Consider the following 17,514-nt stretch of genomic DNA (forward strand, 5'->3'; position numbering starts at 1 on the left):
GGAGTGATGAAAACAGCCCTGTTTTTTTTACTTATGATGCCGACGTTTCTCTTGCCGGGCCGCGTTTCCGGAGACGTTTGGACGTTGTGGTATGAGCGGCCGGCGGATGTCTGGCATGAGGCCTTGCCAGTGGGCAACGGGCATCTGGGGGCGATGGTACACGGCGGCGTAAAGCGGGACTTGCTACAGCTCAACGATGACACGGTGTGGTCCGGAGATCGATCCCGCGTCTATGATCGCGTGGGTGCGCACGAGCACTTTCCCGAGATCCGGCGATTATTGTTTTCCGGGAATTACCGCGAGGCGGCAAACCTGGTAAACAGACATATACTCGGGGAGCGCCCGCGCGGGGCGTATCAACCGCTCGGCGATCTGGTGCTGGATTTCCCCTCCTTGGGCACGGTGAGCGAGTACCGGCGGGAATTGGATCTCGATACGGCGGTGGCGCGGACGACATTTCGCGAAGGGGATACCGTTTTTACGCGCGAGGTGTTCACCAGTGCGCCAGCCAACGTTTTGGTGGTGCGGCTGAGCAGCAGCGAACCGGGACGCATTACGGTGCAGGCGGGATTGACGCGCGAGGAAGGCGCTTCGACCGAGTCCGTCGGACGCGCCGCGCTTGTTATGCGCGGTCAGGCCGATAAGGGCAAGCCTACGGACGGCGTGAAGTTCATTGCACGACTGGAGGCCATTGTCGAAGGCGGCACCCTGCGCAATACCGATGGTGAGCTCTCCGTGGAGGCGGCCGATGCCGTGACCTTCCTGCTGGCCTCGGAAACCGATTTCCGGCATCCCTCCGACGACAGGGAGGATGTCGTCGCCAAGCGTTTGGCACGGGCGGCTGAACACACCTACGATTCGCTGCATGCCGACCATCTGGCCGATCACCAACAGTATTTCCGGCGCGTGGCTATCGATTTGGGTGAAACAGAATCATCCTCCCTGCCAACGGACGAACGGATAAAGCGTGCGCGCGATGGAGAGGTGGATCCGGCCCTTTCGGCCCTTCATTTCCAGTACGGCCGCTATCTGCTGATCGCCTCCTCAAGGCCCGGGTCCATGGCGGCAAATCTACAGGGCTTATGGAATCATCTTCTGAATCCACCCTGGTTTTCGGGCTATCACATCGACGTGAATGTGCAAATGAATTACTGGCCTGCGGAAACCACCAACTTGCCGGAAATGCACCAGCCCAAGTTCGACCTGATCGACCACTTGCGCGAACCCGGCCGCCGGACGGCACGCGACGTGTATGGCGCCAGAGGTATGGTCGTGTCACACCGGACAAATCTGGGATTCTTCACCAGTCCGGTCCAAGGCTTGACGATCTGGCCGACGGGAGCCGGCTGGATGAGTCAGCATCTTTGGGAACACTATCGCTTCACGCTGGATCGCGAATTCCTGGCGGAACGCGCCTTCCCGGTGATGCGGGAAGTGGCTGAATTTTATCTCGATTGGCTCGTTGAACATCCGGAAACCGGATTGCTGGTCAGCGGCCCGTCTTTTTCGCCGGAGCACTGGTTTCTGTCGCCGGAAGGTACGGGGGCTCCGCTTAGCATGGCACCCGCCATGGATCAGCAAATCATCGCCGAGGTCTTCGACTATGTGCTGCAGGCGGCGGAAATTCTGGAAATCGATGACACCTTTGTGCAGGAAGTGCGGGCGAAACGCGCCCGTCTGGCCTCCGGTGAAAACATCGGTTCCGACGGTCGCCTCATGGAGTGGGCGAAGGAGTACGAGGACCGCGATCCGGGACATCGCCATGTCTCGCATCTGTATGCGGTGTATCCGGGCTGGAGCATCACGCCCCGTACCACACCCGAGCGAGCGGAGGCGGCAGCCAAATCCCTCGCGCACCGGATCAGTTCGGGCGGTACCGGCGACCGGGTCAACCTCAGTGACAGCAGCAATACGGGCTGGAGCCTGGCATGGAACACGGGACTGTGGGCGCGGCTCGGCGAGGCGCGTCTGGCCCACGAGGCCGCGACGGCGCTTCTGGAGCGTGCTACCTTCCCGAATTTGATGACGCTGCATCCGAGCCCCAACAGCCCAGGGGTATTTCAGATCGATGCGAATCTGGGCGTAACCGCGGGCATGGCCGAGATGCTATTGCAGAGTCATGCGGGCGAAATCGAACTGCTGCCGGCACTTCCCGCCGGTTGGCCGTCCGGACAAGTTCGCGGCCTTCGCGCACGGGGCGCTTTCACCGTGGATATCGAATGGGATGAAGGGACCCTCGTCCGGGCCGCCATCCAGTCGGATATGGGTGAACCGGCGGTCGTCCGGTTCGGCGACAAAGTCTCCCGGTTTGAGACCCGCCGGGGAGAGACCATGATTCTAGATAAAGAACTAACTAAGGTGAAATGAAACATTTCAAGCAGACAGGAGAAAACAGGAGAAATAATATGGAAATATTGCAGAAAGAGAATCGCCGCGGAATCGGATCGTTTGTCTTCGCATTCGCGGCCGGCGTTTGCCTCGCGGTTTCCCCTGCGGATGCGTCGGCGGAATACGAGTTGCGACTGGTGGAGGACGGTGCGGTGGATGTTTCCGTGCACGGATCCGATCCGGTGCGTTTTGAGCCGGAATTCAAGATCCTGTTTACCGATCAGCATATCACCCAGCGACGCTTCAGGCTCGAGATTCCGTTTCATGAAGTGACCGCATGGCAGATCCGCGGAGAATCCACCCCGGTCCTCAATCACTTCGAGGTTGCGGATGTCCACAAGATCCGCGCCACGGGAGCCGAGGAACGAGACGGCGTCATTCATTGGAGTTTTCCTGAACATGAGCTGTTCGCGCTTGAGGCGGAAGTGCGCCGGTCAAAGGACGGCAAAGAGCCACAGGTCCGCTTTCGGTTCACCGCCCGGAAAAGCGGCTCTTTCTCGGTCGGATATGCCGGAGCTCCCGAGCGTGCGCCGGAAGATGTCGATGCGGTTTTCCAGCCACTGATCTGGCATGATCAGCGATTCCCGGAAGAAGCGTACCTGACGCTTGAATACAACGCGTCGATCCCCGGGGTGCTGGCAACGGCGGTGGGGCTGACCTATGGGGTGTTGGCGGATCCCGGCTCGCTGCCGTTCCGGATGCCGACTTTCCGTAACAATCTGTTCGGGGTGATGGTGCGCAATGAAGCGGATCAGGCCCAGCCCATGGTCTTCGCCCCGGTGCTGGGCGCGCAAGGGTCGCGGATGTCGGACGGCGATACCATGAGTTTCGACCTGCTGCTGCTGGTAAGACCAGGTGGCTGGCTGGAAACATTCGAGTATGCCGCCCGCGAAATCATGGGATTCCGCGATTATCGCGAAAACACGCTGACCTCCATGAACCAGACCCTCGACAACATGATCGAGTACGGATTGGGCGAATACAGCCGGTTCATCAAGGAAGAGCGCGGGGCTTCCTATGCCACCGATATGCCAGGCGCGGTGAAAAACGTGACCGCGTTGCATCCCCTGAGTGCGGCACTGGCGGTGGATGAAGCAGAAATTTTTACGGATCGCGTCAAGTTGTTTATAGAATACCTGATGTCCCGTGAAAAGTTTCTCTTTTCCAACACCGGCGAAGTCGGTTCTCAAACCGCCACCAGCAATATTCTCGGACCGGCCTTCCCCGTGTCGGAACTGGCCGAACTCCATGCCCTGACAAAAGGAAACAACCCCGTGTTTCTTCACCACGCACGCGAACTGTATGACCAGGACCGTGTTTTGAACATGACCACGGTGGTGGAAGGCGGCACCTGGAAAAGGGATCTCTCGCTCTATCGGGCGACGGGAGAAACGCGTTATCTCGAGGAGGCCGTCCGCAAGGCCGACATATACATTGAGGAACGAATCAAAAATCCGCCTTCTGATTTTGCCGAGGCGGCTACCAGCACGTTCTGGGACTATATCTTGCCGCGATGGCCGCAGCTCTTCGAGTTGTATGAGCTGACGAAGGAAGAAAGGTTTCTGGATGCGGCCGTTCACGGTGCGCGGGAATATGCCACCATCATGTGGTTTTATCCGCGCATCCCCGATGAGGAGATCGTGGTTAATCGCGGCGGACAAGCGCCTCTCTACCGGCGTGGCAATCGCATCCAGCTACCCGAGGAAACCGTTCCAGCCTGGCGTGTCTCCGAAATGGGACTGATCGCCGAAGGACTGGGCACCGCCGGCGGCGGGCACCGCGGTCTCTTCCTGAATACCTACGCCCCCTACTTCCTGCGGATCGCCAAGCATTCCGGCGATGAATTCTTGCGAGACATCGCACGTTCCGCGATGGTCGGACGTTACAGCAACTTTCCAGGGTATCACATGAATCTGGAATACACCACGGTGTATGAGCAACCGGACTTCCCCTTGCGCGCACACGAGGATATGACCAGCACCTCGATGCACTACAACCACATCTGGGTGCACGTTCCGATGCTGATCGATTACCTCGTCTCGGATGCGTTTGATCGTTCAAACGGAGCGGTGGATTTTCCATCCCGTTACGTCGAGGGCTACGCCTATCTCTATGGCAAGGCCTATGGAGACCGTCCCGGCCACTTCTACGGGGATGAGAACGTGTGGCTGTGGATGCCGCGTGGCGTGCTCGAAATTGACAATGTTCAGGTGAATCACGTCACCGCAAGCGGCAATGGAAACTTCTATGCGGTTCTGAAAAACCAATCCAACCGCGCCATTGAAGTGGACGTGCGCATCAACCCGGAAGTCGTTGCCGATGCGGCCGCCCGGTCCTATCCGGTGCGGATTTGGAAGGATAATGCGGCCGCGCCCGCTGGTGAACTCAAGGACGGTGTGATCCGCGTGACGCTCTCGCCCAAGGGAATCACCGCTCTGGCGGTTGATGGCTTGTCCGCTGCTCCACGGTTCCGCGACACGATTCTGGCCACCGAAACGGCGCCGTGGCAGCAAAGCTTTGCCATGGCGGAATCTCCCATCGGTACGATTCAGGGAATGTACCTCGGAACGCTGACCGGCATGGTGTTCAATTTCGGCGAAAAGACCTGGCTCTACGGATACATGGCCGGGGACTTTGAGGACCTCCGTGAAATGGATGAAGTGACCTTTCACTACCGGACAGGTGAGGACTGGGAGGAATACACCGTTCGCCATTTCCCCTGGGAATTCAGCGTGCCTTTGACCGGCAAGGAAGAAGCAGTTGAAGTTTACATCTCGACCCGCAACCCGGCCTCAAAACAAGAACTATCCGAACAGATCCGGTTGAGGAAATGATGAACACCACAATGAATCTTGCCGCCGGTTTGATCGCAAGCATTATGATCATATCCACAGTGGCTGTGGGCTCAGCAGATGGGAGTGAAACGAAACGACCGGAATCATTGGGGGGGCCGTCGAAGAACTTCTATGCTCTGCCAAAAGAGGATGATACTCTATCGTTTCACAACGCAAAAAAGCATGGATTAGCATTCATCCAAGATTTCTCGGGAATACCAAACGAGAAAGGAGAGCTTGGCGTCTATACACTGGACATACCGGGGTTTACTCGCGGTGTCATGTATAGTGATCGAAAAATGGCAGGGAGCTGGCGCGGTGGAGGCAATCAGTTTTTTCCGAATATTTTGTTCGGAGATTACCGGAATGTGTTGACTCCCAGAAGGGTGTTCCGAGGAGCTTTCCTGGTCTTTCAGTTGGAAGATGGCGGCTATCTTGCGCTTTTGCCTGTTTCGAGCAATACAACTATGTCCTGGATTCAGGCCGGGGATGTAGAAACCCTCATGTTGTATTATGGAACGCTGGGAACAGCACCGGTGGAAGGGGATGTGCCGCTTGTGGCTTGGAGCAAGTCTGATAATGTTTATGACGCTTGCCGTAAAGTATGGGAGTTAGCCTTGGATTCAAAATTTGTGAAAGGGCGCACCGATTGGAGATATAAGAAACATTATCATGAGGTGTTCAAATATTTGGGGTGGTGCAGTTGGGAAGAGTATAAAAAAGACATAAGCGCTGATTTACTCGTTGAAACTGCCCGGAAAATTGAGCAATCCAATCTGCCGATCCGCTATATGTTGATCGATGATGGGCATCAGCAGGGGATAGCGGAAAACATGCAGTTGAAAAGTTTCGCACCCGATCCCGAAAAATTCCCCAACGGTTGGGATTCCTTGCTAGACATGCGTAGTGAGGACGGGATCAAGTGGATGGGCATCTGGCATAGTTTTGCCGGTTTGCAAAACACATTGCATCCAGAGAATGATTTTGGAGACCTGAACGATCATTTCATGACGCTGAATCCAAGGAATGAAAGAGATGTCGGGTTATTTGTGAAACCCAATGAAACTTCTTCACAACTGTTTTATGACGCATTAATCGGGTCAGTCAAAGCGTATGGCTTCGACTTTATAAAAACGGATTATCAGATGCGCGACTTGTGGTGGTATAGCGGAACGGAGAATGCCGTTCGGGCCACGACCATCAATCTGCAAGCGATGGAATCGGCGGTTCACCGTAAACTTCCGCAAGGCTTGATTAATTGTATGGCTCACAATCAAGTCTGCATTATCAATACACGGCACAGCGCGATTACACGGATCAGCCGGGACTATAGATCGGGTGATGCCAGCATAAGCAAATTCCAGTTGTGGCAGTCATTCAACAACACGCCCTGGTTCTGTCAGACCGTTTGGGGGGATCACGATATGTTCCATTCGAACGACCCATACGCGGGCAGAATTATGTCTGTATCCAAAGCGATAAGTGGAGGGCCTGTTTACCTCTCCGATAATCCGGCTGAATTTTTAGCCGAATATGTCACACCGCTCTGTTACGAGGATGGCGAACTTTTGCGTCCTCTGGCTCCCGGGACGCCACTCCCGGAATCAATTTTTGTTGATCCGTTGAGAGAACGGGTCTCATACAGGACCATTGCCCCGCTTGGAAATGGGTCGGCGGCAATTGTACTCTACAACCTTTTTAGTGGGGAAGAATTCGACTATTTTGATAATTCAACCTACAATGTGGCCGCTGACATTACGGTGGTCAGTTATGTTTCTCCCCAGGACTACGAAGAAGCTGCTAACATGATACAGCCATTTAATGGCAAATGGGAGGTGCCTGAAGAGGGGTTGGTGGCCTACGACTTTTTTGAAGGGAAAGGGTTCAAGCTTGATAAAAAAACAGAATTCGAACTCTATGGGTTTTCCGACAAACTCCTCATCGTAAGTCCAATACAAAATAACTGGGCGGTCATTGGCAGGACGGATAAATATCTCTCCGCCGTGGCGGTAAAATCAATTAAATACGCTGATGCGCACCTGAGTCTGACGCTTAAAGAGTCAGGCCCTATTGTTGTTTGGAGCGGGGAAGGAGAGCCTAATTCAGAAGGGCTGAAATTTGTCAGCATAGGCAATGGCTTTTACAAAGCAGATATCGATGTAGGTGACAGGAATCGTAAAATCAACATTGCGAGATGAAAAAAGCCCTTTTAACTATGTTGATTCACAGGCAATTCCGGGCGACGAACATTTTGCCGCGTTTTAAGGTGCTATTGCTGGCCGGGGGGATCGGCTTGCTGGCCGGGGGCTGTGGGTCTGCGTTGGCAGGAAATGCCAAGTCGGATGAGCTGATTATTCGTTTTGGCATGGTGACGGATGTGCATTATGCAGACGTAAAGACGAGTGGCGGGCGCCACTACAAGATGTCGCTCCCGAAGATGATCGAGTTCATAGATGCGATGAATCAGAAGGAGGTTGCCTTTGTGATACAACTGGGCGATTTTGTGGACGGTGTTTCCGGATATGACGGCATTAGGAGCGATTTGCTAACGATAGTTTCCGAGTACGATAAATTTAACGGGCCGCGTTATCATGTGCTTGGTAATCACTGTCTCGATCGCTTAACCAAGGCGGATCTTCGCGATTTACTGGGAACGCCACTCCACGAGGATGATGGTTCGTATTATTCGTTTGTGCACAATGATATTCTGCTTCTTGTTCTCGATGCGAATTTCAGGCGCGATGGGACATCGTATGCAAAAGGCAATTTCAAATGGACGGATGCCTATATTCCCGAAAGTCAGCTTGCCAGGCTTGAATCGACACTGGCCGCCCATTATGGCAGGGCGGTGGTCTTTTTGCATCAGGAGCTTAGTTCGAATGATCTCTACAGTGTGAGCAACGCGGATCAAGTCCGGGATATTTTGCGGGAATCAGGTAAAGTTGCGGCGGTTTTCAGTGGACATCGCCAATCGGGTGGTCACCAGACGATTGATGGCATTCTGTATTACACACTGCGCGGAATGGTTCAGGGAGACGACAACGCCTACGCCACGGTTGAAATCAAGGCTGATGGCATGATCGGTATCACTGGTTACGGCAGGGCGGAATCGGTTGAGGTGGATACCAAGCCAGTATCTTTCCGCTAACCCGGTAAAGTATGTAGATATGTGAGCAGGCTATGCGCGAAGGCCCAGAAATTTTGAAATGAACATTGTGAAATGAAAACAGTTCTTATCGCAATTATGGCGACGTTGATCTTCGCTGCAGGGACCGACGGAGCCACCGTTGTGCGGGTTGCCGATTACGGGGCGCTGCCTGATGATGGAGTCTGTGACGCGGCGGCCATCAGAAGCGCCATCGCCGCCGCCGGGGGACAGCCGAATGTCGTTTTGGAATTTGACGCGGGGGTCTACAACCTGAAGGAGGATGCGATCATCACTCGCAGCGGACACAGGGCACTGATCTTTGTGTGGGGACAAACGAACTGGACCCTGCGCGGCGCCGTTGATGCGGCGGGCGATCCTGCGACGGTACTCGAAATGAACTTGACGCTCGAGAACGAAACGACGGGAGCAACCCATCTTGATATCCGCAATAACACGGGGATCGCGGTCGAGAATCTGGTTCTGGACCAGAACCCGCGGTTTTGCACGGCGGCGGAAGTGGTTTCCGTCAACAGCGGAACAAACGAGGTGATCATTGATGTGTTTGAAGGCATGCCGCATTTTGACGGGATGATGTCGCATTCAGCCAATAATTGGGACTTGAGCACACTACACCTGATTAAAGGTCCGCCCGTGACGATCGGATTTACCGAGGGGCTGAATAATCAATGGTCCAAAGTGCCGGGCTATGATCGCCGATATCGAATCACAAGTTCATTGATCCGGCCCAAGGTCCAGGTGGGCCAGGGGCTGTCTTTCCATTTCCAGGTGATCGCCGGTGATGCGCGCACAATCGACGTCTACGGCAATCGTGATGTTAGCTTCGAGAACATTTTCGTTTACAATGCTATTGGGATGGTCATGGGGGTAGGCAGAAATACGAATATGACGTTTCGCCGATTCCACATGAAGCCCGAGGGCAACTCGCTGGCGGTCGGACCGCGCGACGGCATTCACATGGCAACCGGAAACACGGGTATTTTGCTCATGGAGGACATTGTGGGCAAAGGTCTGCGCTGGGATCCCCTTGTCAGCTACATGCGCTTTGTTCCGGTCAGCCAACGTGTCGACAACCATACCCTTCGCCTGGATGGTTCGAGTCCCCACCATTCCGGGGCATTGGCGGCAACGAACCCCGGCAGCTATTGGCGTTTCTTTTCCGGCACAGTGCCCACGGAACGTGTCATCTCTGAAGTGAACGGAGGCACGATTACGTTCACCGAACCGCTGCCCGCATCCGTGCAAGCGGGAACGCTCTTTGCCCCCGGGGGCTGGTTCTGGGATGAAGCAATCATTCGACGTTCTTTGTTCGAGGACAATTACGGAACGCCGATTGTATGGCAAAAGAACAACCTCATCGTGGAGGATTCAGTTTTCCGTTTCAACGCCTACGACAACATCGGCTTCGGGCCGTCCAGCTCAACGGCCGGGGTATTTGCGCATAACATTGTCATCAGGAACAATATCTTCGAGGACAGCTCATGGGAACCGAAAGGCACCAACTATCGCGGGACCATCATTATGCAGAGCAAGAGCCAGTATTTCACGACGCAGAAATACCACCGCGACATTCTGATCGAAAACAACCTGTTTCGAAATATTTATGGTGCCAGTGACCCGGCCGCCATCCAGATCGAGAATGCGGGCGACGTGGTGATTCGGAACAACCGGTATTATGGAAATGTTCCACGCCCCTTGCTTGTAGAAGGTGTCAGCACGGAAAATATCGTGAATGAAGGGATGCAGATCCGCCGGTGTACGGGATCGAGCCTGACGGTTGATAGCATTCCAACGTATCTTTATGGTGCAACACTGGTTACGTTTTCCCGAGGTGCCAATGCGCCCGTGCCTGCTTTCAGCTTTGAATCGACGGAGCCGCTCACCGTTTACATCGCGGTCCACGACCGCGGCACACCCACCATCCCTACCGAATGGGTTGCCCAAAGCAATAAAGTTTCGTGGCGGACCTCAACGGCCGTCGGTTCAGCCGCGCACACGGATACGATATACAGACGTGATTTTCCAGCGGGTACGGTCGATATCCCCGGTCATGACGGGTTTTCCGGTAACTTTTACGGTGTTCCCCACATGCTATTCCTCTTTTCTGCGAACGGCGGCAAAGGCAGTGTCTCGACGGACGGACTCACTGGCTTGCCGGATCCGAATTTCATTGATGTGGATCCGTATCTGCTGTGGACGGGAGATCATCGGAGTCCTTTGACCTGGGCGGCCGAGGTAGGCTGGCAGAATGGCACGGCTCTCAGCGTTTTTGATGGCTACCTGATCAACCGCAGAAACCTCGACCGTGCCTTTCGTGTCGAGTCAATCACTGTGGACCACGATGGTTCGGTCGAACTGGCATGGCCTTCGGACGGGTTGCCGAACGGCAAGCTGACGGTGTATGCCTCGGAGGATCTTCAGTCTCCCTTCTCCGCGTGGTTGCCGTTGTCAGGGCTACTTACCTTTGCCAATGGATCAACACAGTGGCGGAGCGAGGGATCGGGTAGTTCCTACCAGCGTCTCTTTTTTATCGCCGAATTCGAATGATGAACCTTTCTCCATAGAAAGAAAACCCATGCGAAAACAGTTTCGAGTGTATTTGTTTTGTATCCTGGCCATTCTCTGGTCCGCAAATGTGCGGGCAGGGAATCAGATCGACACCGCAGAGTTTTCGCTCGATCTCCACGGGGATGGCTGGCACTTCGCCATCGATCCGGTTGAGCACGGGGAAAGTACCGGATGGCACGCGCCCGTGGAGGGCTGGGATGGCGCGAGGCCGCACGCCCGGTTTGCATGGGATGAGCTGGAGGTCCCGCATGACTACCTGATCGATCGGCGCTTCGAATACACCGGCACGGCATGGTATCGACGCTCTTTTTATATTCCGGAGGATGCGGAGGATAACTTTACCTGGCGACTGCAGTTTGATTCGGTGTTTCAGCGGTGCCGTGTGTGGGTCAATGGCGCACCGGTCGGCGAACACGAGGGGGGCTACACGCCGTTCGAATTCGATGTGACCGATCACATCGAGCGAGGTCGCTACAACCTGGTCGTGGTGGAGGTCAACAATAGCATTCGATTCCGGGCGCTCCCGGGCGCTCGATCGCCGACCCTCCGAAACGAGGCAACGCCGAATCCCAAATAGTATGCCTGGCGCAACTACGGAGGGATTCTCGGAAAAGTCCGTCTGGTCGGCCACAGTCCTGTCTTTCTTCGCAGACAAATCATCCGCAGCGAACTTAACGAAGGTATGGACCGGGTTTCGGTTGAAATCCTCGCCACCGCCCGGAACGACACCGGTCAGGACGTCCGGGCGGTCGTGGGCGTGGATCTTGGGGATGACCTCCTGAATCTGAATCGTGAAGTATTGCTTCCCGCACACAGCGCGAAAACCGTCCGTCTTTATGGAGAACTTCCCGCCGATGCCGACTGGGCGCTCTGGGAGCTTGACGATCCTGTGCTCTACTCCGCCACGGCCAGGATTCGAAGCGACGCGGGCGAACACCGGATCGAGGAGCGGTTCGGTATTCGGAAGATCGAGGCGCGTGACGGCCGGGTGTTCCTCAACGGCCGCGTGGTGAGGCTCCCCGGGGCCAACCGCACCAAGGGGCATCCGGTTTACGGGGGGCGGGATCCCGATCACCTCATCACACACGATTTGATCCTTATGAAGGCGGCAAATCTGCGTTTTGCCAGAATCCAGCATACGCCGCCGGGCAAACACCTCTTACGCTGGGCGGACGAGAACGGCTTCCTGTTCATTCTCGAAGCCGGCTTCTGGGGCTACACCGCCCCGGACCAGGCCTCCAGAGAACTCCGGGAGCAATTCCAATTTGAGATGGAGCAAATGATCAACGCAAGCGCCAATCACCCCAGCGTCATCGGCTGGAGCCTCGGCAACGAATACGAATCCTGGCTTCCGGAAGGCATCGCATGGACCCGGGATATGGCGGATTTCGTCCGCAGCCTGGACCCAACCAGATTAGTGACCTTCAATACCCTCGGCACCGCCTTGCGTGAGATGAAGGAGGGGCGGGACGACCCCGACGCGGAACATGCCTTCGACCACGTCGACCTCATCATGCTCAGCGCCTATTTCGCCATTAACGATCTCCCGGCTTTCATTGATCCCGTCCACCATCGTTGGCCCGAGAAACCGGTTTTTATCGGAGAATACGGCCGACGGGCGGATAACTTTGAAGAGGAGGAACGCATCGCGCATTTTGAAGAGTTTTTTTCATTTGTGCGGGAGCGCCCGTGGATCTGTGGTTTATCCTATTGGGCTTTCAACGATTATCGCAGTCGCTATCCCGGCACCAGCCTGGATGGGTACCGTCGTTGGGGCTTGGTGAATGAGTACCGCACTCCACGAAGCCTCTATTTTCACATACTCGGAAGCTTTCGAGAAAACGACTGGATGACTTCTCATCCTCCCCGCAAGCGATAAGATTCGGTTCGGACATGAATTGTTCGAAAAGTCATATCCATCTTGTTGTCTGGGCGGGGGTGGCGCTGCTCATCTTGCTGCTTGCGATTGCCATTCTTCTTTTCGACCGCAAAGAGCCATGGAGCTGGCTGGAGTCTTATGGATACGCGTCGAAAATTGGTCACGCTGGAAAAGGAATGGATGGAAGACCGCCTGGTACGCACTATTCGGAGCGAGTCTACTGGGATGACTTATTTCGTACCAAAATAAACACGTGGTCGAATTTGGCTTATGTTGTTGTCGGATTTTATGCCTTTGCACTCGGGTGGCGCGACACGCACGCAAAAAAGTCGGCGACAACCGGCTACCTCGCGCGAACCCCATGGATGAGTTTTCTGTTCGGTTTCGGGTGCGTTTCGCTGGGATTTGGGAGTGGCCTCTATCACGCGTCACTGACCCGCGTCGGACAGCAGCTTGATGTTGCTGCCATGTGGATGCCTCTGATGGGACTTATCGCCATAAACATCGGACGATGGTTCCCGAATATCCGTGTTGCCAGGGTCGGAACGCTTGAAATGTCCTGGATAACCACAATTATTTTTGTTATTCTTACCTTTTATTTCTATTACTATAAATGGTCTCTGTCGTCGTTTTCGTTATTGATAGTATTTGCCGGCATCGTCGCGTCGTTCGGTGTCGCGGACTTGTTTTGGAGAGCAAGGAAAATGCAAATCAGATGGGTCATGCTGGCCGGCTTTTTTCTGGCCCTTGGGGTTTCTTTCCGGCAACTGGATGCCGCCGGTCGTTTCTCCGGGCCGGATGACTGGTGGCAAGGGCATGCTTTATGGCACGTCTTCACAGCACTATGCCTTTTGAGTATGTATGTCTACTTGCGCGTTGAGGAGGTTGTGTATAAGACTCCTGGGAGATGTTTGTTGGGGGGCGGCCCGTAGCCATTGTTTTGAAAGGTAGTGAAAACTTGATGATTACATTGGGAGTAAGCTTCGAAAATTGCGTCTATTGCGGTGGATTATATATTAGATAGTAAGAACATAATGCTTCAAGGAGCCTTCGATACGATACGTCCTCCACCGACTGCCGCTTCGCGGCCATACATTGATGCAGGCCCCACAAAGACTCCCGGACGAACCGAAACGGCACGGAGAGTCTACTTATCCCGAGTGACGCGTCAGAGTTGGCGCACCTGAAAGTTGCGGTATTCGACGCCGGTGCCGAACATATGGCGGAGGCCGATGCGCCCGCGTGTGCTGGGGGTGGGGCGGCGTGGATCAAGCCCTTCGAGGCGGCTAAAGGTTCGGTCCAAGACATTATCGGGATTTCCGATTTCCTCGATGCGGATGCGCATGGTTTCGGTACGCAATTCGACGTCGACCATGTAACGGTTTTCTTGGGGAATCCAATCATACTCTGGACTTTCGATAAATTGGCCGATGCGAGTGTCTCTGAGGCGATTGCCCGCCTCATCCACCCAAGGGTAGCGACGGAGACGGATTTGCCAGCGGAAGGTGACGCAGGTGAGGTTCATGCCGTCGTGATACAGGTCCATGCCGGGAATGGTGCGGAGGTGGTTCCATTCGGTAATATCCTCGGCATATGGCCCCCAGCCCACGCCTTGAGCGAGCATGTAGAGCAGGAAGGTGAAGCCACTCGTGGTCCGGCTCATCTCAAAACTCACCCCAATCTCGCCTTCAAATTCCTCTTTCGTCCAGAGGACTGCGTGGTAGGAGTCGTATAACTCCCGTAATTCAGGGGATTCATTTCGACGCTGCTGGACGTTCGGTTCCGAGCCAGCGGGGAAATGCAGTCCGTTTTCGTCCTGAGTGATGATGGCTTTTTCACCGTCCAAAAACCACTGGTCCCGCCAATCGGCGGTCATGGAATCCTCGAAAAGGATGTTTGTGGACTCGGCCGCTGATGAATCCGCGATGCCGTGGGTCTGACAGCCGGTGATGAGTAGGGGTAATATCGTGAAAAGGGGGAAGAGGACTGTGAATTTCATAAATAGGTCCTTTCTGGTGAAGATCGCGAGTCAATCAATGTCTACCTTGGATTAGCCAGGCGCCCAGTTGGGTTGGAGATGAACCTTTGCGATCTCAAGCCAAGAGGCGACAATGTATAAGCACAAGGTTTTAATACAGAAAAAGGGGGGTGGCTGTCAAGTTGAAGCTGGTTTCATTCGGCCTGCGGGCCTGAAGATATAACTTTCTTTTCGCTTTTCCGTTTACAGCGTTCTGCGAAAAAACAAATCTGAGGCTAGATGAAGATTAAGATGAAAATTTTCACCATTTTGCTCCTGCTTGCTTTCGGTTCTCCGGACTTATTCCTACGATGCGGGTTTGCCATAAATGATCGATCCCTCCAGGCGAAACCGGCGGAGATCGTCGGCGAGAAAATCGCGGAGCGCGAGCCCGAAGCCAGAGTTCCCTTTGATCTGGAGAAGTTTCAACCTGTGCTCTCTGAGTCCAGGCTGCATAGCCCCGCCACCAGCGGGAATATTGCGGTAAAAAGTGGACGCTTTGACGGCTACGAACTTCCCAGGCGTTTTTACCTAGGGGAAGGCGGGACGACGATGGTTCTGGCGACAACCCGCCGTGACCGTGATCGGAGTGAACTTCGCCATAATTCCACTTGGCCGGTGACCGAAGGAGAAGTCCACTACTCTGCACGGTTGCGGTTCGACGCGCCTGTCGCCGAAGGACAGGGTTGGAAAAGAAGACGTTTAAACTTCGTGCAGATCTACATTCCAGGTATCCGGTTGGGGCCGGCGGTTTTGGTAAGCGGGACGCCAGGTTACGATGGCAAGGGGGACCATCTTTGGGTCTGGGTACAAAAAGGTGCGATGCACGATCTTGGGCCTCGGCCTGATGGCTTCTTCAACTTGGATATCCATGTCAAGGATGGGGTATTGCAAGTATACATTAATAATGAGTTGAAGGCTGAGGATAATCTTCTTTCGTTTGAAGGGAGGAGAGCTTTTTTTAAGACGGGCTCCTACCATAGAGGCATCGAACCCCATGCGGTTGAGTTCGAATCGTTGTCGATCAGCACACCCTAGCGAGGGATCATTCTCTGCCCGTTTGATTGGGGGACTTTTCGTCGTAGTAATCGACAGGGGCCCTCCAGGCACGGGATTCCAGTGGGAGGACGTTATTAATCGGCCGCTTTGCATTTGGGTTGCCGAAGCGCCGGCCGGAGGGCAAGAATCTGGCCATGCGTATCGAACCACCTCTGGATGTATTCGGCCCGGCCAACACGGTTACCGGCCCGGCACGTCCCACCGTATCCGCCAACATGAGCATAAAACTTTAAAACCAGAGAACGCGATGAGATTAAAAAGAATTAACAGATTACTGATGTCTTCCATCTGCTTGCTAGCCGTTTCGTGCGCGCTGCTAGCTTCCGAACTGAGCTCAGTAAATACTGTAGTCAGGGTGACGGATGAGAGTGTTACGATCACAACTGAAACCTACATTGTTGGAATTGAAAAACAAGGATTTCGCTTTGAATTCCGAATGCCTGATGGAGAAATCGTTGCGCCTGCCCATCCTCACTCGGGCATTCAGATCGGGTTGGCGGATCAACCCGTATCCAATGTAGTGCATACGAGATTACTTGAAAAAAAGGCGGATCAGGTAAGATTCGAAGTGAAAACTGACCATGGGGTCAGAGCTGAAGTCCTTCTTTCACCGGAGGACCATGCGGTGAGAATCCAAGTGATACCGATCGAGGACGGAAAGTATACGATAACCGGCCGGACTGCTGGTTTGGGTCCAGCCTATGGGATGGCTGACCATGCCGCCTATAGTGGTCGATCATTGCGGGATGTCCGAACCACGGTTGAGATGACCGGTTTTGATATGGATTCAGTCCGCCATGATCGCAGCTTGATCCGCATGCAAAGTAATTTCGTCATTTTCCCAACGCATGGATTTGCAAAAGTGAATATCGAACCCGGTGAAAAAGTGGTTCGAATTACCGAGGAAGAAAATGTGCAGGGTTCCAGGGGTATTCGCTCATTGCCTGCGCTCTATTACTTTGTTGGTTCGCCCAAGCAAATCTACCAATCTTTTCTGGATGTGCGAAACAAGGAAGGGTATCCGGTTTATAAACCCAAATATAGATGGTTTGGTGTGGGTTGGGAGGCTTTTGGAGCTCTCGCTTGGAACACCAACCATGAAACGGTCAAAGAAAATATCAATCAGTATCTTGAACTGGGGTTTCCTTTGGAATGGATGGTGATTGGTTCCGGATTTTGGCCGAGTGGGGAAGGTGAATTTGATGAACATGGTAACCCTATAAGGAGGTCAAGAACCGATGAGGAAGCGGCCGGAAAATTACGGGCCACGACCAGTTTTGGCATGTGGGATGCGGCGAAGTATCCTGACCCGAAGGCAATGATCGAGTATTTCCAGGGCCGGGGCTTGAAGGTGAATATCGGTATGCGCATCGGCTTTATCGAAGGCGGTCCATTCACGCAGGAGGGATTGGACAACAATTATTTCATTGAGAATGAAGAAGGCGAACCCCGACTATTCAGAGTAGCCTTTCCAAGGTCGCCGTCCTATCTGTTGAATACACGAAATCCTCAAGCGGTCGAATGGTATGTGGGGCTCAGCCAAAAATGGCTGAATTATGGCATCGATGGATTTAAAGAGGATCTCACTAGTATCCTGTAACAT

The 17,514-nt window shown here is 54.2% G+C and carries 11 protein-coding genes; 10 read left to right on the forward strand and 1 reads right to left on the reverse strand.

Translation table 11 applies throughout. From position 1 onward, the window contains the following. Positions 1-6: 6 nt before the first annotated feature. The 8 genes from ACWUI2_RS14870 to ACWUI2_RS14905 all read left to right on the forward strand — a co-directional run bounded on the left by ACWUI2_RS14870 (position 7) and on the right by ACWUI2_RS14905 (position 13,767). The gene (locus ACWUI2_RS14870; protein WP_486983640.1) at positions 7-2,367 is read left to right on the forward strand and encodes a glycoside hydrolase family 95 protein; all 2,361 of its coding nucleotides are present in this window, start codon (positions 7-9) and stop codon (positions 2,365-2,367) included. After that, positions 2,364-5,222, forward strand: a complete 2,859-nt coding sequence (locus ACWUI2_RS14875; RefSeq protein ID WP_486983641.1) for a glycoside hydrolase family protein — start codon at positions 2,364-2,366, stop codon at positions 5,220-5,222. The genes ACWUI2_RS14870 and ACWUI2_RS14875 overlap by 4 nt, the downstream gene beginning before the upstream one ends. A gap of 11 nt (positions 5,223-5,233) precedes the next feature. Beyond that, entirely contained in the window at positions 5,234-7,420 is a 2,187-nt protein-coding gene (locus ACWUI2_RS14880) for a Sip1-related alpha-galactosidase (protein WP_486983642.1), read from the forward strand. Beyond that, positions 7,417-8,370: a metallophosphoesterase gene (locus ACWUI2_RS14885; protein WP_486983643.1), complete on the forward strand. Its 954-nt coding sequence runs from the start codon at positions 7,417-7,419 to the stop codon at positions 8,368-8,370. Before ACWUI2_RS14880 ends, ACWUI2_RS14885 begins: the two co-directional genes overlap by 4 nt. 72 nt (positions 8,371-8,442) lie before the next feature. Beyond that, positions 8,443-10,935: a right-handed parallel beta-helix repeat-containing protein gene (locus tag ACWUI2_RS14890; RefSeq protein ID WP_486983644.1), complete on the forward strand. Its 2,493-nt coding sequence runs from the start codon at positions 8,443-8,445 to the stop codon at positions 10,933-10,935. 28 nt (positions 10,936-10,963) lie between these two features. Further along, the gene (locus ACWUI2_RS14895) at positions 10,964-11,533 is read left to right on the forward strand and encodes a sugar-binding domain-containing protein (RefSeq protein WP_486983645.1); all 570 of its coding nucleotides are present in this window, start codon (positions 10,964-10,966) and stop codon (positions 11,531-11,533) included. Positions 11,534-11,614: 81 nt separating this feature from the next. Then, positions 11,615-12,835: a glycoside hydrolase family 2 TIM barrel-domain containing protein gene (locus ACWUI2_RS14900; protein WP_486985070.1), complete on the forward strand. Its 1,221-nt coding sequence runs from the start codon at positions 11,615-11,617 to the stop codon at positions 12,833-12,835. Between the two features lie 14 nt (positions 12,836-12,849). After that, positions 12,850-13,767: a hemolysin III family protein gene (locus tag ACWUI2_RS14905; RefSeq protein ID WP_486983646.1), complete on the forward strand. Its 918-nt coding sequence runs from the start codon at positions 12,850-12,852 to the stop codon at positions 13,765-13,767. 236 nt (positions 13,768-14,003) lie between these two features. Here the strand turns inward: ACWUI2_RS14905 and ACWUI2_RS14910 are convergent, their stop codons facing one another. Continuing rightward, positions 14,004-14,711, reverse strand: a complete 708-nt coding sequence (locus tag ACWUI2_RS14910; RefSeq protein ID WP_486983647.1) for a hypothetical protein — start codon at positions 14,709-14,711, stop codon at positions 14,004-14,006. A 393-nt stretch (positions 14,712-15,104) separates the two neighbouring features. On the opposite strand from ACWUI2_RS14910, the gene ACWUI2_RS14915 reads away from it, so the two are divergent. Together ACWUI2_RS14915 and ACWUI2_RS14920 are read left to right on the forward strand one after the other, a co-directional pair. Further along, a complete protein-coding gene (locus ACWUI2_RS14915; RefSeq protein WP_486983648.1) occupies positions 15,105-15,890 on the forward strand; it encodes a polysaccharide lyase family 7 protein in 786 nt (261 codons plus the stop codon). Between the two features lie 298 nt (positions 15,891-16,188). Continuing rightward, positions 16,189-17,511, forward strand: coding sequence for a TIM-barrel domain-containing protein (locus ACWUI2_RS14920; RefSeq protein WP_486983649.1), 1,323 nt, complete (start codon positions 16,189-16,191; stop codon positions 17,509-17,511). Positions 17,512-17,514 lie beyond the last annotated feature (3 nt).

Source organism: Verruconatronum alginivorum (genome assembly GCF_056590205.1).